This is a genomic window from Enterobacter sp. BRE11 (genome assembly GCF_031844285.1).
In the GTDB taxonomy this organism is placed as follows: Bacteria; Pseudomonadota; Gammaproteobacteria; order Enterobacterales; family Enterobacteriaceae; genus Pantoea.
Genome location: NZ_JAUZUX010000009.1, coordinates 49776 through 70039 on the forward strand (window position 1 = coordinate 49776; position 20264 = coordinate 70039).

Sequence of the window (20264 nt, forward strand, 5' to 3'; positions counted from 1 at the left end):
CAGCGCTCAACTACTTATTCTACTTATTCCGACCGGCCGTCCAGGGATTAAATGCTGGCTCGGCGCTGGCTTCAACAGCCGGTTCATTCAGCGAATCGAGATAGAGGGCTTCCACTTCGGCGCGCGCCCAGGGCGTACGACGCAAAAATTTCAAACTCGACTTAACGCTCGGATCGTTTTTGAAGCAGTTGATAGCGCTCCGTTTACTTAGTTCCAGCCAGCCAAAGCGCGTCACTAATGCATTCACCTGCATTTCTAGCGTGACGCCGTGCAGCGGGTCTTTCGTGCGATGATCGGTCATATGAACTCCTTCTGTCAGGGAGCGGGAAGGGTACAAGAAAGCCGAAGCAGCAGCAATCAATCACTATTCAGCGTACACTCACCGCTGTGCATTCACTCAGGACGCGACGCTATGAACGATAAAAAGATGATTTCCATCGACCAGTTCAACCCGGATGAGCGGCTGGCGGTAGAGGGCGTTATAAAAGGATTAATGGAAAAGTATCGCCAGCGTACCGGCAAAGAGCCGGACGTCAAAAAAGAGAAAGAGTTTACCGCCGAAGCCCGGCAGCAGATTATGAGCGTGAAACTGGCGAAACAAAAAGCGCAGGCCGAAAAAGCTAAAAAGTCGCCCGCGCGCAGAAAGAAACCTGAAGCGATGAAAGAGAGCGAAGTTCCCGATTTCAGCTGGAAAGCCTCGGTAATTAAAGGCCGTCGCTGAGATTAATTAACGGATGATCGGCTGGCGTCGGCCAGCCGATATAAATACGCGTCAGGCGCAGCGTTTCACTATGCGGCTGCGATCCGCGAGCACTTCCGGCCCCATGGTAAAGGTTTTATAAAAATGCACCTCCGATCCTGCGCCGCGTTTATACACATCGGCGAACATTGAATTTTCCCAGGTATAGACCGTCACTCTTTGGTTTTCATGCTCAAGATGGGTGGTGTTATCTTTTTGCACAACCTCGGTGGATGACCAGCCGCTATAGATGCATTCACTTAACTGTCCGGCGCTTCGGTTGCTAACCTGATGAAAGTCAGCAGATTTCATTCTTGCTTCCTGCGGCGTCATCTGACAGCCGCCTAAAAGAGAAAGGGCAATCAACAGCGGTAACCTGAAATTACGCATTGGAAAGCTCCCCGTCAGTTTTCAATAATGCTCAGGCCGGATAAGCCGGTTTGCAGCCTAATTAATGCTTCGGACTCTATAAGTTGAGTATATAAGTAGGGCGATGATTTACCACATAACCCTGTTATTATTTATGGCAGGGTTTATTTGAAATGAACCTGTCACTATGGTCGATTTAAAAATTGCTGCTGTGCCGCTGCGCACATTTTTATGCGACGGCTTGACGGCTACGTTTTTTTAAAACCTGTTAAGGCTGCATTTTAGTTAAGGGCGATGTCGGGCTGGTGGCGCAGCGGCTTTTAGGACAAAATCGCCGTCAGCTTACCGGAGGACCAACAGATGGCACGGACTCAGACTCTCTTAACGCTGACCAGACGGGCGCTGATCGTCAGCGCTGTTCTGCTGCTGGTTTTCTTTACCGGTCGTATTTACCAGTCAGAGCAGGGATCGCCGCTGCATCCCTGGCACAGCTGGGTGGCCGATGAGATGTCCGCCGATGAGATTGATCGCGCCAGCTTCGCCGACTATCAGCAGCGGGAAGCGCGCATTTTCCATGAGATGAAAACCGAGCTGAGCGATGCGCTCAGCGATGAGGATAAAAACGCGCTGAACCGCTTTTATCCTGGCAGCGCAGTTTATCCGGCGCGCTTCGATACCGACTGGAATCGCTCGTTTATTCTGATGCCCAAAGGCGACATTCGGGGCGCGGTAGTGCTGCTGCATGGCCTGACCGACTCCCCCTACAGCGTGCGTTATCTGGCGCACGATTATCAGCAGCGCGGCTTTGTCGCGGTTGTGCCGAGGCTGCCTGGGCATGGCACGGCGCCGGGATCCCTCACCGCCGTTAACTGGCAGAGCTGGATGGCGGCGACCCGGCTGGCGGTGCGGGAGGCGACCCGGCTGGCAGGCGCGCAGCGGCCGCTGCATCTGGTGGGCTACTCCAACGGCGGCGCACTGGCGATGAAATATGCGCTGGAGAGCCTGAGCGATAAAACGCTGCGCGCCCCGCAGCAGATCGTTTTATTGTCGCCGATGACTGGCGTTACCGGCTATGCCCGTTTCGCCGGTGTTGCAGGCTGGCCTGCGCTGTTTCCTGCCTTCGCCCGAACCGCCTGGCTCAACGTTGTACCGGAATATAACCCCTTCAAATACAATTCGTTTCCCGTGAACGCCGCGCGCCAGTCCTGGCTGCTGACTCAGTCGCTGCAGGGGCAGATTGCTCAGGCCGCGCGTAGCGGCCAGATTAGCGCGCTGGCGCCGGTGCTCACCTTTCAGTCGGTTATGGATGCCACGGTCAGCACGCGCGCGGTGGTCGATGCGCTCTATCGCGATCTGCCGCGCAACGGCAGCAGCCTGGTGATTTTTGATATCAACCAGGCGGCCAATATGAGTGCGCTGTTCCGCGCGCCGCTTCCCTCAGCGGTCAGTCGTCTGCTGCCTGCCGCGCCGCGCGCGTACGCGACGACCGTCATTACTAACCGAACGCCAGCCACCTATCAAACTGAGGCGCGCACCATCAATGCGGGCGAGGTCGACGAACGGATTGAACCTTTAAACCTTGCCTGGCCGCAGGATATGTTCTCTTTGTCGCATATCGCCGTGCCTTTTCCATTGAGCGACGATCTCTATGGCACGCAGCCAGGCGAGAAGAACCGCTACGGCATCTCGCTGGGTACTCTCTCGCTACGTGGCGAAACCAGCAGCCTGACTGTTGGCCCGGAGACGTTTATGCGCGCCACTTCCAATCCTTTTTTCAGCGAGATGATGGCGCGCATCAATGCACAGATTGCCTGCAGTGGCGCAGCGGATTACCGCGCCTGCATCGGCCGCTAGCCAGGGCAAGGGATGCCGTCCACAAAAAAGGCCCGCACGGGGCGGGCAACAGAGCGTGTCTTTAGCATCTTGATTTCGTAGGCAACACGTTGCTGTGTGTTACCCCTTCATCATAGTGCAGCGTAAGGAATGTCCTGGGCGAGATACGCAACGTTTTGCCGATATCTCTGAAAGGTAAGATTAATCGAGATCAGGGCAAACTCAGGCATCCAGCTCGTACTGAACGGAGAGCTGCCCTTTTTTCTCTTTGAGCTTAAGGATACGGATGTTGCCGATTTCCAGCGTATTCTGCACGTGGGTACCGCCGCAGGCATAGGGTTTGAGATCGCCCCAGGTCACCATACGTTTCCCCGCCGCGTCGGTGATAACGCGACTGTCGCCGCGCTGAACCAGCGCCGCCGCATCGGCATTAAGCTCATCAAGGGTGAGAGGCGTCAAAGGCGCGACGGCCTCAAAAACGATGCGACCTTCGCCCGGCTTGTGGTTTCCTTTTACGCCCAGCCAGCCATATTTCTCCCCCGCCAGGCCGATAAGATGGCCGGCGGAGTGGTAGCGGGAGTGGAGGGCGCGCAGCCCGGCGTCAACCTTTAGCCGTGCCGGACCCGGCTCCAGCGGCCCATCGGTAAAGTGAAGCACCTGGTCGCCATCCTGCACCACCTGCAGCACGTTTACGTCGTTAATGGTGCCTCTGTCAGAGGGCTGACCGCCGCCCTGCGGATGGAACAGCGTGGCAGAAAGAATGACGCAGTAGCGATCCTCGTCCTGTGGCGTGCAGCTTATTACCTGGCTTTCAGTCTCCAGCGCATCGCTGACGTAATAGCGTTTTTCAGTCACGGCAACTCCTGTAAAAAAGAAAGACAGGAAGCAGCATACTGACTCTGCATGCAATAAAAAAGGGCGAGGGAGGGGAAGTGAAGAGAGTGAACGAGCATCCCTGCTCGACGGGCAATCCGTTAAATCGCTTCGCGAAGCTCCGGCCAGGCGACGGCGGCGCCGGTATCGCTGAACAGACGGCCCTGGAAGTTGATAACGCCTGCCGCTTCCAGCCACATCCACTCTTCCGGACGTTCAATGCCGGCGGCGATGACGGTAATTTCCAGCGCGGAGCAGCACTTGATAATTGCCTGAACCACTGCCTGTCTTGGGCCGCTGCGGTGGACGTCGCGGATAATGCCCGCGCCGATGCGAATACGATCGGGCTGAATGCGGGTCAGCATGGAAAGCCCTGCAGAGCCGTCACCGAAGTTATCGATCGACAAGCTGATGCCCACTTCCTTGAGCTGCCTTACCGCAACCGAAAACGCATCAAGCTGAGAAATCACCTCTGTTTCGCTGACGCCGATAATCACCTGCTCCGGCACCAGTCCGGCACTGCGGATCTCATCCACAATCACGCGCACCGCCTCAGGGATGACCACCAGCGTCATCGGCAGCAGGCTGACGTAGAGCGGCATGCCTTCCGGGCAGGCTCTGCCCGCCTGGTTGAACGCCTGTCTGGCGGCGTTCAGGCTGGCCTGATATTTCAGCAAACCTTCAGGCGCGACCTCTCCCTCTTCATTCAGCGTAGCGATAGCCTCAATCGCCGTGACCTGACGACCCAGCGGGTCGATAACCGGCTTAAAGGTCACGCCGTGATTGGCGGGCCAGGCGTCTGAGGCGCCTGTCTGGTCGGCAATAAAGTCCCAGTATTCAACCGGCGGCACTTCAAAATAGTTCTCTTTTTCGCGCGACTCGACAAAGGTGCGTAAGAACTGTAAGCCGCGATCGTCGTAGGTGAGGCGATAGCGCGAGGTGCCCTTATCCAGCACCGCCTGCAGGACGGTGGACCGCTCATGCTCGCGCAGATCAAAGAGCTCCATACCGGCGTTGCCGAAACGGCGCGCTGGCGAGTAGTCGCGCATCAGCTCTACCACGTTGTGATGGCGCTTGTCGGCGCAGATGCGGCTGTAGATATCCAGCACGCCTGCTTCCGGCCCTTCCAGAATCTGGAAAAAATGCGTGCCGTTAAACAGCAGGATGCCGGTCACTTCATGGGATGCATTCAGCTGGCTGGCTTTATCCACCATGCCAGGAAGGGATTTCACAGGTACATCGTCAGAAAGATGGCTGCGGTAAATTATTGTTGTAAGCATGAATGCTCCGGTTCTGGTGATTGTCGCCGCCACATTAACAGTTACAGGTAGCCGAACGCCAATTTACGCTGAGGTATTTGTGCCCTGACGAGATGAATTTTGTTAATTCAGGCGGGAAAAGAGGAAAAATAATAGTTATCTGCATCGACTTACGCGGTAGAAGGGATCATGATTATGATTATGATTTTTAAAATTTTAACCTTATGTATTTAAAAGGATTAAAATTCAGCAGCGATCTTTTTTTTAGTCTACCGCTTCGCTTGAAGGTAAGTTACAGTTTTTTTTGGGGGGGGGCCAGCGAAGGGCGCTTTTTTTGCGTTACAGAGGTGCCCTTTACAAAATTAAAATTCTGTCCAGGTTTGTGGTTACTAAACTGACAAATGAGGTTATGTCTAATTCGCAAACAAAAGGAGACTACGTGTTATTTCACAACGACGAGAAAGGTCACGCCATTATTGGCGAAGCTGTCATTAGCCTGGCTCTCGGTGAGAAAGAAATAAGCGTTGAGACACTCATCGCTGAGCTGGGTCGGATGGCTGAAAATGAAACCCACGCCGCAAGGCTAACGGCTATCTCGGAGGCCAGACGCTGGCTGAAGAGCTATCAGCATCATGACATCCGGGATCGATCCGAACTGCACTGGCTAACAGTCGCAGGGCGGGAAGATGATGGAAAACACAGCGAGGACGTCATCCGGCTCCGGCCGGAAAACGACGATGAAAGATAACCTCATTATCGGGCGCGTCTGACGCGTCCCGGCCGGAGATCGTTGTCAGGGACGACACCTGTCTATCTGCGCCAGATTGCCCTGCCCGCAAAGTTGTACAACTTTATCTGAACGTTTTAACCGGCTTAAAGCCTGTAAATACGAGCTTTTCCAGCGATCCAGCACTTTTTGCACAAAAATAAGACCTGTACAAGCTCGGCAGGGCTGTACAAGTTTGCAAGAGTTGTATAACTTTACTGCAGGTTTTGACGACCATAATTTAATCGCTTGTTAACGCAGAGGGTTCACCATGCGCCAGAATGTCGTAATCGCAGACACAGTTCGCTATATCAGCACCACCGCGCTGCCTTCGCAGCAGGAAACCCTGGGTCAGGTTGTGACAGAGATTCTGCGCGCTGGCCAAAACCTGAATCGCAAGGCGTTGTGCTCACGTCTGATCCGTCGGCTGGAGCAGGCGACGGGACCAGAGGAAGAGCAGCAGCTTCATCTGCTCATTGGCATGCTGTTCAGCCGCTAATCGCCGGATGTCGCAACTGGTTCAGGCCGAGCCGCGGCGCTCAGCCTGAGCAGCCATTATTTAACGGCGCTACGCGATGATCGCAGGCCATACTAAAAGAACATACTATGTCAATTCAACCGAATACTCAGCACAGCGCGTCTGCAGAAGCCGACATTATTCATCATTTCCGTGAAGCGGGCGATCGCCTGGAAGCAGAGTCTCGCGTACTGGATGGCGTGATTCGCGACATTGTCATCCATGGCAAACGCGTTACCAGCAAAGCGATTATTCTTTATCTCATCGCTGAACTGGAGAGCACCACCGATGTGGTGCAACTGGATGTGCTGCGTCACTGCCTGGAGATCGTGGTAGGCCGCACGCCGGACGACGAAGGTATTTAATCAGTGATGCGCCGTCTGACCTGCGGGCACCGGCGCAGTGGTTTCAAACTGCCCCTGCGACGCCATAACGGAACAGCTCAACGCGGCGGCAAGGGAAACGGCAATCCAGATTTTCATCGCTCTCTCCTGTTCTAAGTGCTTTCACTCTCTTCAGCCTGGCATGGCAGCGCGTCAGCGAAAGTCTCAATGATAAGAAAAGGAATTTTCTGAGAGGCTTAACGGTGACTGCCGCGTTAGTGCAGCAGTCTCTCTGGCAACGGACGACCGGTTACTGCGCCATGCACGCCATAGTGGGCGCGCAGTTCGTTATGCACCTGATTGATCGCATGGCGCATCGCCATCAGACGCTCGCTGTCCTGTTCCATTTTAAGCTGAAGCTGCAGCGTTTCCGTCACGGTGCGCCACGAGATATCTACACCCGCGCTCACCAGCAGCATAACGGCTTCGCCAATAACGATATTGGTCATTTTCTCGTTTGGGTTATTTTCCATATTTCCTCGTCTCGCCTGAAACCTGGAAAAAGCTTAGCACAGGAATAGCGGACTGCAGGCGATTCTCTGCTCGCTTTCACCTAGCGTCTGAGGCGGGAGATATCCGCGAAGTAAAGATAGCCCTTTTTCTCGTACTGGCTCTTCAGGCGCGCCTTTTCGTCAGCGCTAAGCACGTTGCCAGCAAGCAGCGACTGAATAAAATCGTCGCGCACGTGGCGTTCCATATACCAGTCGCCGGTATAGCAATTTTTCAGCGCGCCTCTGTCGATATCCTTAACCCGGTAGGCAGGATTGATATGGAAAAAGAAGAAGAAATTACAGATGGCGAAAATAGCGCAGCAAACCATATATTCAATGGTGCCGAATGAGGATGAATAAAGCAGGACACCCATGGTAATCACAAACAGAAAGCACATCAGGCCATACAGCCCCGGATATTGCTTAATAAACGAGATATCAAAATAGGGTCTGTCATTGCGATTTTCAGCGCGGTTTATTTGATCCAGCTCTTGCTGCAACAGGCTCTCTAATTCGCTATACATGTCACCACTCTCTGCTAAAAATAACGCCGAAAGTATAGAGGAATCGCGTTTGATTAGATACCGCTAACAAAGCGTAATGGCAGCCAGGTGAATCACGCCCTGGCTGCACCTGAGTGAAACGGCGTCAGGAGGAAAGGATCAGGAGAGTTCCAGCGCCGTAATCACCTCGGCGATTTCAGCCCGATGTTCGACCGAAAGCGGCAGGAGCGGACGAGGGAGACAATCAGGATCGGTCAGGCCCAGCACGCCGGCCGCCGCCGCCATTACGCGAATGCTTCCGCCGTGCTTACGGTAGAGCGCCCACAGCGGGCTCAGGCGCGCGGAGAACTGGGTGACGCGCGCACAATCGCCCAGTGCGGCGGCGACGGTAATCGCCTTCGCCGTCTGTGGGAAAAGGCCACCACAAACGGAATACCAGAGATCGCAGCCCGCATTGAGCGCCATCCCGGCAACGGCGTCTACGCTGACGCCAATAAAGATTCGCTGAGGCAGCAGGGCGCGCAGCTGATTAATATGGCTGCGCGCCTGTTCCGCCTCATCCGGTACGCCTGGGATTTTTACCGATTCAAGGTGAGGAAGCTTGCCGATACGCCGGTAAAGATCAGAAGAGAAGTTGAAATGTGTTGTGGCGGGATTGTCATACAGGCAAACAGGCACCGAAACGTAGCGAGAGACCGTTTCAAACAGGCTAAACACTTCATCTTCACTCAGCTTTTGGTAACTCACCGGCGGCAAAAGCAGCGCGCTGGCACCTGCGCGCTGCGCGTCATCGGCAAGATGCAGCACTTCAGAAGTGCTGACGGCGCCGATACAAATCATCACTGGAATTTTTTCTGCTTGCTCAACCGCCAACGTCGCGACGCGTGATCTTTGCTGCCGCGTCAGATAAGCGTAGCTACCCGTCGACCCCAGCGCACAGATAGCGTCGACTTTGGCCGTCGTTAGCCGCGCAAGAATGCGGGCAAATCCATTTTCATCAATGCCTGACGCGGTCACGGGTGTCAGGGGAAAAGCGCTCAGTCCGGTAAACATAGCGAGCTCCAGTTTATTACGTTCACGCGCGTCAGCGCGCTTTTTCATGCACCGTCATAGTAAAAATAAGCGGCTCATCGCTGGCACAGGCGTAGCTGTGTGCCGTATCGGTGGTAGCGACGGCTGAATAGCCAGCTTCAAGGGTATAAGCGTCGCCATTTACCGTTAACAACAGCGTCCCGGCGGTCACATGCAGCAGCTCAGAGGTTTCCGATGGATGTCCTGGAGAGGTAAATACCTCACCTGGATAAAGTTCCCATCGCCACAGTTCAACCATATCGGGCCCACGGGTGCCCGCCAGTAATCTGGCGCTTCCGCCGTGCTCTCCCTGCCACAGCAGAGGGATCTGTTCAGGCTGAAGAACATGTACTTTTGGATCGCTGGCGACGTCAACGATATCGGCGACAGAGACGCCCATCGCCGCGGCGAGCCGACAAAGCAGCGCAATGCTGGGATTAGCCTTGCAGGCTTCAATCTCCACCAGCATTCCCTTACTGACGCCCGCCCGGCGCGACAGCTCATCCAGCGATAATTTTTTTTGGCTGCGGTAAAGCTTGATTCGTGCAGAAATCGCTTCGTTCACCATCGCTGCATCGGCGCCAGTGCTGGTCGTTATATTGACTTTTTTGGTCATCGGTCGATATTATGCAATAAATTAGTCATTACTGGATTATGAGATCTCTTCAATGGTGCCGTCAATCAGTTCAGATATCCGTCATATCGCGCCGGGTTTCCGCGCATTAAGCATTGTGGTGAAGGTCGCCGCCGTACGTTCTCCGCAGTTCGGTACTGAGGCGCTGCGCGAAGCTTGCGCAGCGGTGCTTGCGGGTAAACCAGACTGGGCGGATGCGCATTTAAACGCCTGGAGCGAGGTGTTTCGAACGTTTGGCGCAAAACCTAAACGCACGCCATGCTCAGCAGAGGCACTACGTAATCGCGTCGTTCGTGACGGCGGCATGGCATCGCTTGATCCTGTCGTCGATCTTTATAACGCGGTCAGCCTGCGCTACGCCATTCCGGTTGGGGGAGAGAACCTCGCCGCGTATGTCGGCACGCCAGAGTTGGTTATCGCTGACGGCACAGAAATGTTCGATACCCTTAAAGATGGACAGCCAGTCGTTGAAACGCCAGAGGCAGGCGAAGTGATCTGGCGTGATAATCAGGGTGTTACCTGTCGCCGCTGGAACTGGCGGCAGGGAGTAAGAACCCGACTGAGCGTAACGGATCGGAGAATGTGGTTCATTCTTGAAAGCCTGCCGCAAATGCCGCTTGAGGCGCTCTACGCTGCCGGACAGATGATGACCGACGGATTAAATACAATCATGCCCGGTGTGGAATGCGAGCAGAAGCTGTTAGGGCCGATTTGAAGGCTGAACTGCGCCCTCAGGCGCGAGAAGCAAAGATAAAATGGGTGTCGGTTTCACTGATCAAGTAGAGATTTTTCGCTTCGCCGCTGGGTGAAACGAAAACCATCTCCTGACCGATGCTGAGCGGCGCAAACACCTCAACCGGCTGGTTTTCCTTCTGGATCTCAAGCAGCATGCGCGACTCGAATGCGCGATCGGCAACGCTGTCGAGATGATAGCTGCAGCTAAAAGTCAGTTCAGGCTTATTGAGTATATAGAACTGTCCGGACGGCATAGGCTTGACCTCATCAGGGGGAGTGCGGCGCGGCAAAAAACGCCCGCGATGAGTTAAGTGTAGCGATAAAAGGAGAGGGGCGTGAGGGAAGCAGAAACAAGGCGCTCACCTGATCATGATTTGTTAGCAGGCTAATAGTTGCCTGAGCAAGAAAGGTTAAAGCGCCTGACGCATTTTGTGAGACTCTTCTTCCGCCCCTTCAAGAGCTAAGCCATTGCGAGTGCCGGAGATAAGCGCCGGATGGGGCACGCGTATTCTGTCAGGTCGCCTTCAGGCGGCCTTTTTTATGCGCATTCGTGACGATAGAGGAAACCGCCACTCCCTGGCGAACAACAGTCCAAAAGGTACCTTACTCAGAACTACCAGGCGGGCGACGGCTTTTCTGCCCTCCTTTCCGGCCGGCTTCCCTGGCTCTGTCAGGATTGTTTCTGAAATTGCCTCCGCTGGCTTTGCCTCCTGCGCTGCCCGCTTCTTTGGCTCGATCCGGATCGTTAGCAAAATTACCCGCGCCACCTCTGTACTTCTGTTGTGTCATAGGTAGAACTCCTATCAGTGTTCCGTTAGATAAAAGGACTAGCTAGTCACGCTTTAAGCGTAGCCCGACGTCTCGCGTAAGCAAGGGAAGGTTTAAGCAAAAGAAGCTGATTTTATGCACATTAATAAAAAGAGGGCGGGCTTGCCGCTGCGCGCAGCGGCAGAGAGAGAAGCTAAAACCGGGTCTGAACATGCTGGCTTTTCAGGCGAAAGGCGAGCGGTTTTCCTCTGACGCCTGCGCGCGGTCGCGCGAAAGACGCCAGAAATCGGAGCCGGAAGGGTGCTGATAGATGCGCAGCGAAAATATCCCGGCGACGGCGTAGATATACTCGAAAATCGCCGACTGCGAATTTTCATAGTCGGCCCACAGCGTCGACGAGGTAAAACAGTAGACCTCGATCGGCAGTCCGTCCGGCGAGGGCTTGAGCGCGCGCACCACGATATAAATATCCTTGCGAATGTCGTCGCGCTGCGCCAGCCAGGCGGTCAGGTAGTGGCGGAACACGGTAAGATTTGTCATGCCGTTTTCAATAAACCAGCGATCGCCTACGGCGCTGATGTCGCGGCCGTCAAGCAGTACCGACAGCGGTTCGCTGACGCCGCGCAGCTGCGTCATCGACTGCAGCATTTCCTGATTCACAAAGGTGACGGAATCGAGATCGAGATAAAAGCTGCGCATAATGCGCCGCGCGCCCGACGAAAACATCGCCTGCCAGTTGGTGTAGGTTTCCGTCAGGAAATTTTTGGTGGGAATGCGGGAGATGGTGTTATCCCAGTTGCGGATGGTAATGGTATGCAGGGCGATATCGGTGACTTCACCGCTGAGATTTTTATCCGGCATCTCTATCCAGTCGCCAAGCTGCAGCACATCGTTAGAAGAGAGCTGGATATTGGCCACCAGCGACAGCAGCGTATGCTGAAAAACCAGCATCAATATCGCCGCCGCGGCTCCAAGGCTGGAAATAATAATCACCGGCGATTTATTCGACATAATCGCCAGGATCATAATGGCCGATAAAATATGCACCAGAATTTTGCCGACCTGAATATAGCCTTTAATCGAATGATTTTTACGCTTCGATTTCTTCGAATAGGAGTTATTGACGATCTCCAGCACTTCATTAAAAAAGATCGATAAATAGACAAAGAACAGAATGCCGCACAGCGTCCTGATAGCGATTTGCAGATGTTCCGGCAGTTCGGGCATAAACTGCAGCAGATAATAGACGGTGATAACCGGAATAAAGTTAGAGAGCTTCTCCGATATCCTCACATCCTTATCCAGCGGCACGTCACTTTTATGGGTGCTGAAAAAGACTTTGCGTACCACCTTGACCACGAAAAATTTACAGACAAGATGCGCAACCATGCCGGCGAGGACCAGCAGAATAATATTGAAGGTGGCGGAAAGCGCGACGTTCCCCTCAATAAAGCCCATTACATCGTTAAAATAGTGCATTTTTACCACGTACTGAAAAAGGTAGAGCGAAAGTTAAGCATAAAACAGAGGCGGATGATAAGCGACGAATGCGTCGCTAAGGTGCTGGTGCAAGGGGACAACGCCCAGACGGAGCCGGGCGAAGGGCGCCAGGACAACGGGGTAAGAGTGAGGGGAAGCCGACCCTCTTATCCCGCCACACGGCGCGTCAGAGCAGAGAATCGGGATTGGCTTTTGCCGCTTTTTTCTCCTCTTCGACAGCCTGCACCGGATCGGCGGCGCTCAGCCAGCGATCGAATTTCTGGTAGGTTTCGATAAAGGATTTAAAGTAGACGGTAATGCCGGTGACGTTCTCTTTTCGCTCCATATACGCCACCGCCAGTTTAAACGCATCCTGATTTTCAAATTTCACGGGCTTTACTCTCCTGAATTACGGGTTTATTCAGCGTAGCCTGGCGTCGAAATCCGCGCCTGTGCATCTGTCTGCTTTTTCCCGCAAGGCGCGGCGGAGTGTGACGACGCATGACCCGCAGCGGCAGCATCATAACCCCACGCGCCTCGCTTTACATCAGGTTAAATCAGCAATCTTTCTTCGCCTGTCCGCCGTCGCGCAACGGCGGCGGCGGGACCGGTCAGAAGTTGTACGTTACGCCAGCGTACCAGGCACGGCCAGGCTCGTTATAGGTCGACGCGCCCGCGTTCTCGCGATAGATCCGTTTGTCGAGCAGATTGCTGACGCCCGCGTTGGCGCGCAGGTTTTTCGTCAGGTCGTAGTTGAGGTTCAGGCCCAGCACCGAGTAGGCGCCGACCTCGCGCTGCGAAAGATTGTTCACTTCCAGACGCGACTCGGAAAACTGGCGCGGCTTCTGGCGACCGTACATCGTCCAGTTGATATTGCCGGAAAGGTTGCGGGTCATCTGCCACTCCAGCTGCGAGTTGATGGTGTACTCAGGAATAATCGACAGCGGATTGCCGGTCTCTTTATCTTCCGACTTCAGCATATAGGTGGCGTTGCTGCGCCACTCCAGCGTATCGGCGATCAGCGGCACCGTCAGGTTGCCTTCCAGCCCTTCGACCACCGCTTTGCCAGCGTTTTCCCAGCGCAGAATGTTATAGCCGTTAGAAGCGATGCCTACGCGCTCGCGGCCAGAAACGATTTTGTTTTTATAATCGTTGCGGAACCAGGTGATGCCCGCCACATAGCCCTGATGGGAGAACTCAATGCCCAGCTCCTTATTCACACTGACTTCCGGCTCCAGATCGTCGCTGCCCAGCAGATAACAGCTGCCTGACGCGATATTTTTCGGACAGCCGTTGCCGCGGGTCGAGAGCAGATAGCCTTCGGTGGACTGATAGAGGTTTGGCGCTTTGAAGGCGCGGGCGATACCCGCCTTAAGCGTAAAATCGTCTCCCAGACCCTGCGACAGGTTCAGACTCGGGCTCCAGTTGGCGCCGAAGCTGTTGTGATAGTCGAAGCGAATGCCGGGAATAATTTCGGTCGAGTCGGTCGCGGCGATATTGTCCTCGAAGTAGAGCGAGCTGAGGGTCGCGCTGTTCTTGCTGCTGCGATCCGCCGCGTTGCCGCTGACGCCGCCGATATTCACGCCCGCCTGATTGGCGGCCTGCATCGAGGCGGGATCGTTCAGCCTGTCATGGTTCCACTCCGCGCCCAGCGTCACCGTCTGGTCGCGCAGCCAGTCGAGCGGGAAGTTAATCTCCGCGTTGCCGCGGTAGCTCTCCAGTCGGCTGGTGGCGAAGGTGTTGCTGTTGATCATTCCTTCCACGCTGCCGGCGGATCCTTCCTGCAGGCGCGTGTTGTTGGTTTTCTCGTAATTGAACGTCAGCTTCGACAGGCCCCAGTCCCAGATGCCGTTGTGCGCCAGGCCATAAGACTGGCGGTAAAGACGGTTGGTTTCGCTGCCGACCAGCGACTCGACCAGGCCGTTGGCGCTGTTATTGCCGTTGCTGTTTTGCGTGTCGCCGGCGTAGATATTGCCCTGACGGCTGTAGCCGTATGAGAAATCAAGGATCTGCTCTGGCGTTATCTTCCAGGAGAGCACGCCGTTGATATCTTTATTACGTACGCCTTCGCGACCCGCGGCCCAGGAGCCGTTCTGCGCGGTATTAATGTCCCAGGCGTCGGCGTCGGTTTTATTGAGGTTGCCATAGAGGCGCATAGTCAGTGCGTCGCCCGCCAGCGGCCCGCTCAGGCTGAAGTTGGCGCGTTTGGTCGCACCCTCTTTGCTCTCTTCGGGCTGGTTGGTAAACAGCGAGAGCGACCCGTGCCAGTCGTTGGTCGGCCGCTTGGTAATGATATTCACCACGCCGCCCGCCGCGCCGGAGCCATAGCGCGCCGCCGCCGGGCCGCGGATCACTTCGATACGCTCCACCATTTCTGGCGGCACCCAGTTGCTGTCCCCGCGCGAATCGCGTTCGCCGCGCCAGCTGTAGCGCACCGCGTTGCGCGAGGAAACCGGCACGCCGTCAATCAGGATCAGGGTATTTTCCGGCCCCATGCCGCGAATATCGATCTGGCGGTTGTTGCCGCGGCTGCCGCTGGCGCCGTTGCCGGTCAGGTTGACGCCAGGCATTATACGGATGATGTCGGAGAGGTCGTTTACCGGCGGGCTTTTTTCAATATCTTTGGCGGTAATGGTGGAGACGCCGGGCTGCTGCTTGAGGATCTGTTCGGCGGTGACCAGCATCGTCTCGTCGTCAGCCAGCTTTTCAGTCTCTTCCGCGCCGACGCCGGTGGCGCTTAACATGCCGACCATCAGCAGGGCGCAAGGGCGCTTTCTGAAATCTACCGTTACATTCACTTAAACTTTCTCCCTGATACGTTAATGAGTGCAAGTAAATGCGCATGATAGTGATAATGATTCTCATTGTATAGTTGATGTCAGCATATTTACATTGCTGGACAATAGGTTAAAAAACGGGCGCCGCCTTTACGCCGCCGCAAGGCTAAGCGCCGCCCGCTACAGCGCGGCGATCAGCGTCTGCGCCAGGCGGCGTAAATCCTCATCATCGCGCAGTGCGCTGCAGGCCAGTAGTGCAGGCTGCCCGTCGAGCGCCGCGCGCAGCTTGCCTGCGACGTCCACCGGCGTCGCCAGCGACTGCTGGCGAGTGCGCCGCTGGCGTAGCAGCGTGCCGTCGTTGAGAAACAGCGTCACTTCATGAAAGCGCAACCCGGGATTGATGGCATCCGGCGGCGCATTCTGGTCGGGCTGGCGCGTTACCTTCGCCGCCAGCGCCATAATTTGCGGGTTGATTTCACCTTCGGCAAAATCCGCCATGCGCAGGTCGCCGTAAATCAGCATGGCGGCGATGACATATTCCAGGCTAAAACGCGCCTCGATGCCGTTTTTCGGCTGGCGCACTGAGGCAGCGATATCGCCGCCGGGCGGAAAGGCCACGGTTATGCGATCGATAGCGCTCAGCAGCGCTGGTGTCGAACCGCTCCAGCGCTGGCGGATCTCGCGCGTCGCCTCCGCCGCGCTGTGCGTGCCGGCGCAGGTGGCGAAGGGTTTGAACTCCAGGCCCGGCGTGACAATGCGCCAGGGCGCGCCCCAGTTTTCCAGCAGCTTTTCAGGCTGCGCCTCACGCGCGCTGCCCAGCGAAATAAAGGCCTCAAGCACGCCCTCCGGCTGTCCGTCGAACCCCGCCAGCGCCAGCTGCGCGGCGCGCACCGCGCGCTCGGCGGCGAAACCGGCGTGCAGCGGCTTCACCGCCGAGCCGAACTGGGCGCGCAGGCCACTCGCTTCGGTAGCGGCGATGCCGAGCAGAACCGCGGTCTGGCGCGCGTCCGCGCCGCTAAAGCGCGCCAGTGCCGCGGCGGCGGCCAGCGTGCCAAGCGATGCGGTATTGTGGTAACCGAGCGTGTAGTGGCTTTGCGTCATGGCGAGACCCAGCCGGCCGGCCATCTCCACGCCGATGCTATAAGCGTCCAAAAAGCGCGCCGCGTTGAACGCGTTGTTCTCCGCCGCCCACGCCAGCAGCGCAGGCAGGATCACCACGCTGGGATGGCCGCGAAAGTCGGCGTGAAAATCGTCATAGTCGAGCGCGTGTGTGGCGTAGCCGAGCAGCAGCGCGCGCGACGCCGGGCCGCTATTGCCGTAAATCGTTTTCAGCAGCGGCAAGCCGCTGTCCGGCACCTGTCGGTTGAGCACCGGCCAGCTGACGGCGAGAAAATCCTGCACCCCTTCGCGCGCGCGCTGGCGCGCTGCCTCGTCAGGTTGGGAACCGGTTATCATCTGGCTAAGCTGCGCAGTGAGGCTCACAGCGTCGCCGCCAGATCAGGGGAAAAACGCATCGTCATCTCCAGACTAAAAAGCAGAGTGCAGAGGGTAGCAACAAAGGCGCCGCTCGCTATATCTGAAATATCGATAAGCTAATGCGAATTTGTGAAGAGCAGAGGCCGCATAAGGCGTTGCTTAAATTAGCGTTTGTCGTACTATGCCCTGCAGACGCCACGCGCATGGGCAACCTTATTAACTCTCTGTTTACCCGACCTTTTCAGCGGGCAGCAGACCCACAGCAGGATAAGCCGTGTTAGCTATCAAATCGCCGCAAGCCAGGCAGGCGGTGAATCCTGAACTCACTCAAAGCCTCGAAAGCCAGGGCATCCGCTGGCAGCTGAAGCTGCTCGACGGCGAATGTACCGACGAGGCGATTAAACAGTTGCAGGCCAATACGGCGCAGCAGGGGGCGGAGGCGATTCTGACCACCTGCGCCGCCTGGTCTCCGGTGGCGATCGTCTATAACGCGCAGGGCGCGCATCTGCGCAGCCAGCCGCTGCGCAAGATGCCAGCGCTATGTCACCTTTTCGCTGGAGCGTATCATCGACGCGAATATCGTGCTGGCTGGACTGGCCAACAGTATGCGCGATACTCTACCCACACCGGGCTACGCCCACGCCATCCATAACCGCCTGACCGGACTGCCGGAGCTGCACCCCTGGCTGCACGGCGAAAAAGTCGGTTACAGCCTGTTGGTTCAGTCTTTTATGGAGCAGGGCAACGGCGAACCGGACCCGGCGCTGGTGGCGCTGCTGCGCCGCTTCGACGCCCCACTGAAGCTGCCCGTGCTGGCAGGCGATCGCGCGGCGGCGCTGCATCGTCTGGCCGCTGAAGTGCGTTTTCCGGCAGCCAGCGCGGCGCGTCTGCCGTTTGAGGTTTCGCCAGCGGCGCTGGAGCAGGCACTTATCGCTACCGACCATTTTTCATAGCCGCCCAAAGAGGGCTTTTACTGCAATCAGGGAAATAATATGGACAGTTCATCTGCAAAACATCGTCTGCGTCTTGGTCTTTTCGTTCAGCCGGTAGGGCATCACGTCAGCGGCTGGCGCCTGACCGAAGAGCTGGGCGCGCCGACCGATATCGACTGGCTGATTCGCCTGGCGCAGAAAGCGGAGGCGGGACGTTTTGACCTCTTCTTCGTTGGCGACGCGCTGGCGACCAGCATGTATCGTCTGCCCTCTACCATGGCGCGCCTTGAGCCGCTGACCATGCTGTCGGCGGTGGCGGTCAATACCCGCCGTATCGGCCTGGCCGCCACCGCGTCGACCACCTTCAGCGATCCCTTCACCATGGCGCGCACCTTCTCCTCCCTCGACCATATCAGCCGCGGCCGCGCCGCCTGGAACGTGGTGACGTCGTTCTCCGCCGACGTGGCGAAAAACTTCAGCCGCGACGATATGCCGAACCACGCCGAGCGCTATGCGCGCGCGCGCGAATTTCTGCAGGTGACCAGCAAGCTGTGGGAAGGGTGGGAAGAGGGCGCGGTAGAGCCGGATCCGGCCTCGGGACAATATTTCGTCAACGACAAGATCAATCCGATTAACCACGTCGGCGAGCATTTCCAGGTGCAGGGTCCGCTGAATATCACCCGCTCCCCGCAGGGACGCCCGGTGATTATCGAAGCGGGATCTTCCGCCGACGGCCAGCAGCTCGCCGCCGAAACCGCCGAAGTGGTCTTTACCGCCGCCGCCAGCCTGGAGGAGGCGCAGGCGTTTTATCAGTCGCAGAAGGCGCAGGTCGCAGCCGCGGGCCGCAACCCGGAGCACGTGGTGATCATGCCGGGCGTGATGCCGATTGTCGGCCGCACGCGCGAAGAGGCGAAGGCGCTGTGGAAAGAGCTGAACACGCTGGTGGATATCGACAACGGGCTGAAGCAGCTTTCGCTGCGCTTTGGCATGGATCTCTCTGGCTATCCGCTGGACGGCCCGGTACCGGAGGTACCGCTGGGCGAGGGCAACCAGAGCCGCGTGAAGCTCATGACCGATATGGCGAAGCGCGAGAACCTGACGCTGCGCGAGCTGGCGGCGATCGCGGCGGGCTCGCGCGGGCACCGGGTGATCGTCGGTACCGCAGAGGATATCGCCGACGACTTCCAGCTCTGGCTGGAGCAGGGCGGCGCGGACGGCTTCAATATTATGCCGGCCATTATGCCGGAGCAGCTGGATCTGTTTGTTGAGCTGGTAATCCCGGAGCTGCGCCGTCGCGGCCTGTTTCCGACCGACTATGCTTACGCCACGCTGCGTGAAAATCTCGGCCTGCCAGCGGTCTGATCTGGCCGCCGTGCAGTAAGCTGCAATGCAGAAATAAAAAAGGCGCTGATATCAGCGCCTTTTTTATTCAATCAGCTTAGATCAGGAACTCGTCGAGCGAGCCGCCTGCATCCAGCACTTTTTTGATCGGCGAAGGCGTGCGGCCCTGACCGGTCCAGAATTTGGTTTCGCCGGTTTCATCCGTGAACTTATATTTTGCCGGGCGCGGGGCGCGTTTCGCTTTAGGCTTGCTTTCGTTCTGCGCCAGGTCGGCCAGATCGGAAATATCGATGCCATCTTTCATCAGCATCTCTTTATACAACGCCAGCTTCTCCGCTTTTTCTTTTTGCGCGGCTTGTTCAGCATTCACTTCTTCACGGCGTTCTGCGACAACGACAGAGAACTTTTCGAGCATCTCGTTTAACACGTCGAGCTCAATTTCTCGTGCCTGAACGCGCAGCGTACGAAGATTATTCAATGCTTTCAGCGCATCACTCATGGATATAACCCTTAACGAATCAAAATAGGTAAAACGCGCAGTTTACGGTAAAAATTAGATAAAGGAAATAAGCTAAAGCACAGAGCGTAGCATTTAATTGATAATCTGTGGCTAGCTCGCCCGGGGGAAACTATTAGCATAAAAAAACAAGAACAAATATAGCGCAGCAGCCAGGTGGGAGCGCAGCGAATAGTTTTTGCGCGGTTGCCGTTATGGCGGGCAGGCTGCTGTGCGGGCTATATATTTAAACGTAACGGATTTTATCTTGCTGATTACAGGCAGATTAGCCCAACTGAGCCGCTATATCGGCTCACTCCTTTACCGGTTGTATGTAGAGTGGCACAAAAGGGTAAAATGAAGAGACGTTATAAATGTCTAAACCGGCCACCCTTTGCGCAGCGTTATCATTAACCTTTGCAATATTTACCTTTCGCAAGTGCCAGCCACTATTTAGCACAACATTCCGGTAGTGACGCGCGGAACTATTTTATCCGCCCGAATAGCACGCGCTGTTTCACTATTTCACCATCCGGAATAAATATTCTTCAGTCACAGGATGCCTTAAATTAAATAGCCAGCAATCAACGCATTAATAAAATTGCTGAGCTTGCCGAACAGCGTGTTGCTTATTAACCCGCGACCGACCTTCAGGCTGGCAGGCTAAGCGACGAAACTGTTTTTCGCGGACATGACGCATCAGGTTGCGGCCTGCGCGCCCAGCGCTGCCCAATAAATCACCCTCTGACTTTCCTGTAAATTCCAGTAGTTTTGCCTTCTGAACATGTCACGCCTTAAAAATCCATATTAATCAGCTATATA

General features: G+C 56.1%; 22 protein-coding genes and 1 pseudogene. 8 read left to right on the plus strand and 15 right to left on the minus strand.

Going from position 1 to position 20264, the window contains the following annotated elements; all coding sequences use genetic code 11:
• Positions 1-19 precede the first annotated feature (19 nt).
• The gene (locus Q9R34_RS10970) at positions 20-301 is read right to left on the minus strand and encodes a VF530 family protein (protein WP_485893630.1); all 282 of its coding nucleotides are present in this window, start codon (positions 299-301) and stop codon (positions 20-22) included.
• A 111-nt stretch (positions 302-412) separates the two neighbouring features.
• On the opposite strand from Q9R34_RS10970, the gene Q9R34_RS10975 reads away from it, so the two are divergent.
• A complete protein-coding gene (locus tag Q9R34_RS10975; protein ID WP_485893632.1) occupies positions 413-721 on the plus strand; it encodes a hypothetical protein in 309 nt (102 codons plus the stop codon).
• A 51-nt stretch (positions 722-772) separates the two neighbouring features.
• Here Q9R34_RS10975 and Q9R34_RS10980 read toward each other — a convergent pair whose 3' ends face one another.
• On the minus strand, positions 773-1129 hold the full coding sequence (locus Q9R34_RS10980; protein ID WP_485893634.1) for a hypothetical protein: 357 nt from the start codon (positions 1127-1129) through the stop codon (positions 773-775).
• A gap of 339 nt (positions 1130-1468) precedes the next feature.
• Between Q9R34_RS10980 and Q9R34_RS10985 the strand changes: the two genes are divergently transcribed.
• Entirely contained in the window at positions 1469-2962 is a 1494-nt protein-coding gene (locus tag Q9R34_RS10985) for an alpha/beta hydrolase (RefSeq protein WP_485893636.1), read from the plus strand.
• Between the two features lie 201 nt (positions 2963-3163).
• Here Q9R34_RS10985 and Q9R34_RS10990 read toward each other — a convergent pair whose 3' ends face one another.
• Complete coding sequence (locus tag Q9R34_RS10990) at positions 3164-3796, minus strand: alanyl-tRNA editing protein (protein WP_485893638.1); 633 nt, start codon at positions 3794-3796, stop codon at positions 3164-3166.
• 119 nt (positions 3797-3915) lie between these two features.
• Positions 3916-5094, minus strand: a complete 1179-nt coding sequence (locus Q9R34_RS10995) for a diguanylate phosphodiesterase (RefSeq protein WP_485893640.1) — start codon at positions 5092-5094, stop codon at positions 3916-3918.
• 418 nt (positions 5095-5512) lie between these two features.
• Here Q9R34_RS10995 and Q9R34_RS11000 point away from each other — a divergent pair, with 418 nt between their 5' ends.
• The 3 genes from Q9R34_RS11000 (at position 5513) to Q9R34_RS11010 (ending at position 6721) form a co-directional block, all read left to right on the plus strand.
• Positions 5513-5821, plus strand: a complete 309-nt coding sequence (locus tag Q9R34_RS11000; RefSeq protein WP_485893642.1) for a hypothetical protein — start codon at positions 5513-5515, stop codon at positions 5819-5821.
• 289 nt (positions 5822-6110) lie between these two features.
• On the plus strand, positions 6111-6338 hold the full coding sequence (ycgZ, locus tag Q9R34_RS11005; RefSeq protein ID WP_033748467.1) for a regulatory protein YcgZ: 228 nt from the start codon (positions 6111-6113) through the stop codon (positions 6336-6338).
• 107 nt (positions 6339-6445) lie between these two features.
• On the plus strand, positions 6446-6721 hold the full coding sequence (locus tag Q9R34_RS11010) for a biofilm/acid-resistance regulator YmgB/AriR (protein ID WP_485893644.1): 276 nt from the start codon (positions 6446-6448) through the stop codon (positions 6719-6721).
• Between the two features lie 233 nt (positions 6722-6954).
• On the opposite strand, the gene Q9R34_RS11015 is transcribed toward Q9R34_RS11010, so the two are convergent.
• The 4 genes from Q9R34_RS11015 to Q9R34_RS11030 all read right to left on the minus strand — a co-directional run bounded on the left by Q9R34_RS11015 (position 6955) and on the right by Q9R34_RS11030 (position 9420).
• Positions 6955-7212, minus strand: coding sequence for a hypothetical protein (locus tag Q9R34_RS11015; RefSeq protein WP_434123617.1), 258 nt, complete (start codon positions 7210-7212; stop codon positions 6955-6957).
• Positions 7213-7292: 80 nt separating this feature from the next.
• Positions 7293-7754, minus strand: coding sequence for a YlaC family protein (locus tag Q9R34_RS11020; protein WP_434123618.1), 462 nt, complete (start codon positions 7752-7754; stop codon positions 7293-7295).
• A 138-nt stretch (positions 7755-7892) separates the two neighbouring features.
• The gene (locus Q9R34_RS11025) at positions 7893-8786 is read right to left on the minus strand and encodes a dihydrodipicolinate synthase family protein (RefSeq protein WP_485893647.1); all 894 of its coding nucleotides are present in this window, start codon (positions 8784-8786) and stop codon (positions 7893-7895) included.
• Between the two features lie 31 nt (positions 8787-8817).
• A complete protein-coding gene (locus Q9R34_RS11030; protein WP_485893649.1) occupies positions 8818-9420 on the minus strand; it encodes an XRE family transcriptional regulator in 603 nt (200 codons plus the stop codon).
• 43 nt (positions 9421-9463) lie between these two features.
• On the opposite strand from Q9R34_RS11030, the gene Q9R34_RS11035 reads away from it, so the two are divergent.
• A complete protein-coding gene (locus tag Q9R34_RS11035; RefSeq protein ID WP_485893868.1) occupies positions 9464-10153 on the plus strand; it encodes a B3/B4 domain-containing protein in 690 nt (229 codons plus the stop codon).
• 16 nt (positions 10154-10169) lie between these two features.
• Here Q9R34_RS11035 and Q9R34_RS11040 read toward each other — a convergent pair whose 3' ends face one another.
• The 6 genes from Q9R34_RS11040 to Q9R34_RS11065 form a co-directional block, all read right to left on the minus strand.
• Entirely contained in the window at positions 10170-10427 is a 258-nt protein-coding gene (locus tag Q9R34_RS11040) for a hypothetical protein (RefSeq protein ID WP_485893651.1), read from the minus strand.
• Between the two features lie 349 nt (positions 10428-10776).
• Complete coding sequence (locus Q9R34_RS11045; RefSeq protein ID WP_434123622.1) at positions 10777-10962, minus strand: con-10 family general stress protein; 186 nt, start codon at positions 10960-10962, stop codon at positions 10777-10779.
• 201 nt (positions 10963-11163) lie between these two features.
• Positions 11164-12420, minus strand: coding sequence for a mechanosensitive ion channel family protein (locus tag Q9R34_RS11050; protein ID WP_485893653.1), 1257 nt, complete (start codon positions 12418-12420; stop codon positions 11164-11166).
• A gap of 187 nt (positions 12421-12607) precedes the next feature.
• Positions 12608-12811 carry a hypothetical protein gene (locus Q9R34_RS11055; protein WP_033748479.1) on the minus strand — a complete coding sequence of 68 codons (204 nt, stop codon included), beginning with the start codon at positions 12809-12811 and terminating at the stop codon, positions 12608-12610.
• Between the two features lie 220 nt (positions 12812-13031).
• A complete protein-coding gene (locus Q9R34_RS11060) occupies positions 13032-15173 on the minus strand; it encodes a TonB-dependent siderophore receptor (RefSeq protein WP_485893870.1) in 2142 nt (713 codons plus the stop codon).
• A gap of 204 nt (positions 15174-15377) precedes the next feature.
• Complete coding sequence (locus Q9R34_RS11065) at positions 15378-16679, minus strand: MmgE/PrpD family protein (RefSeq protein ID WP_485893655.1); 1302 nt, start codon at positions 16677-16679, stop codon at positions 15378-15380.
• Positions 16680-16962: 283 nt separating this feature from the next.
• On the opposite strand from Q9R34_RS11065, the pseudogene Q9R34_RS11070 reads away from it, so the two are divergent.
• Both Q9R34_RS11070 and Q9R34_RS11075 read left to right on the plus strand, forming a co-directional pair.
• Positions 16963-17626 (plus strand): annotated as a pseudogene (locus tag Q9R34_RS11070) (dehydroquinate synthase/iron-containing alcohol dehydrogenase family protein); the annotation flags it as partial.
• Positions 17627-17665: 39 nt separating this feature from the next.
• The gene (locus Q9R34_RS11075; RefSeq protein WP_434123634.1) at positions 17666-18967 is read left to right on the plus strand and encodes an LLM class flavin-dependent oxidoreductase; all 1302 of its coding nucleotides are present in this window, start codon (positions 17666-17668) and stop codon (positions 18965-18967) included.
• Between the two features lie 76 nt (positions 18968-19043).
• Here the strand turns inward: Q9R34_RS11075 and Q9R34_RS11080 are convergent, their stop codons facing one another.
• Complete coding sequence (locus Q9R34_RS11080; protein WP_033748500.1) at positions 19044-19445, minus strand: H-NS family histone-like protein; 402 nt, start codon at positions 19443-19445, stop codon at positions 19044-19046.
• Between the last annotated feature and the right edge of the window lie 819 nt (positions 19446-20264).

Excerpts from the sequence above, each read along its gene's own strand:
- Q9R34_RS10970 (WP_485893630.1), bottom strand. The coding sequence starts at position 301 with ATGACCGATCATCGCACGAAAGACCCGCTGCACGGCGTCACGCTAGAA.
- Q9R34_RS10975 (WP_485893632.1), top strand. The coding sequence starts at position 413 with ATGAACGATAAAAAGATGATTTCCATCGACCAGTTCAACCCGGATGAG.
- Q9R34_RS10980 (WP_485893634.1), bottom strand. The coding sequence starts at position 1,129 with ATGCGTAATTTCAGGTTACCGCTGTTGATTGCCCTTTCTCTTTTAGGC.
- Q9R34_RS10985 (WP_485893636.1), top strand. The coding sequence starts at position 1,469 with ATGGCACGGACTCAGACTCTCTTAACGCTGACCAGACGGGCGCTGATC.
- Q9R34_RS10995 (WP_485893640.1), bottom strand. The coding sequence starts at position 5,094 with ATGCTTACAACAATAATTTACCGCAGCCATCTTTCTGACGATGTACCT.
- ycgZ (WP_033748467.1), top strand. The coding sequence starts at position 6,111 with ATGCGCCAGAATGTCGTAATCGCAGACACAGTTCGCTATATCAGCACC.
- Q9R34_RS11010 (WP_485893644.1), top strand. The coding sequence starts at position 6,446 with ATGTCAATTCAACCGAATACTCAGCACAGCGCGTCTGCAGAAGCCGAC.
- Q9R34_RS11015 (WP_434123617.1), bottom strand. The coding sequence starts at position 7,212 with ATGGAAAATAACCCAAACGAGAAAATGACCAATATCGTTATTGGCGAA.
- Q9R34_RS11020 (WP_434123618.1), bottom strand. The coding sequence starts at position 7,754 with ATGTATAGCGAATTAGAGAGCCTGTTGCAGCAAGAGCTGGATCAAATA.
- Q9R34_RS11025 (WP_485893647.1), bottom strand. The coding sequence starts at position 8,786 with ATGTTTACCGGACTGAGCGCTTTTCCCCTGACACCCGTGACCGCGTCA.
- Q9R34_RS11030 (WP_485893649.1), bottom strand. The coding sequence starts at position 9,420 with ATGACCAAAAAAGTCAATATAACGACCAGCACTGGCGCCGATGCAGCG.
- Q9R34_RS11040 (WP_485893651.1), bottom strand. The coding sequence starts at position 10,427 with ATGCCGTCCGGACAGTTCTATATACTCAATAAGCCTGAACTGACTTTT.
- Q9R34_RS11045 (WP_434123622.1), bottom strand. The coding sequence starts at position 10,962 with ATGACACAACAGAAGTACAGAGGTGGCGCGGGTAATTTTGCTAACGAT.
- Q9R34_RS11050 (WP_485893653.1), bottom strand. The coding sequence starts at position 12,420 with ATGCACTATTTTAACGATGTAATGGGCTTTATTGAGGGGAACGTCGCG.
- Q9R34_RS11060 (WP_485893870.1), bottom strand. The coding sequence starts at position 15,173 with ATGGTCGGCATGTTAAGCGCCACCGGCGTCGGCGCGGAAGAGACTGAA.
- Q9R34_RS11075 (WP_434123634.1), top strand. The coding sequence starts at position 17,666 with ATGGACAGTTCATCTGCAAAACATCGTCTGCGTCTTGGTCTTTTCGTT.
- Q9R34_RS11080 (WP_033748500.1), bottom strand. The coding sequence starts at position 19,445 with ATGAGTGATGCGCTGAAAGCATTGAATAATCTTCGTACGCTGCGCGTT.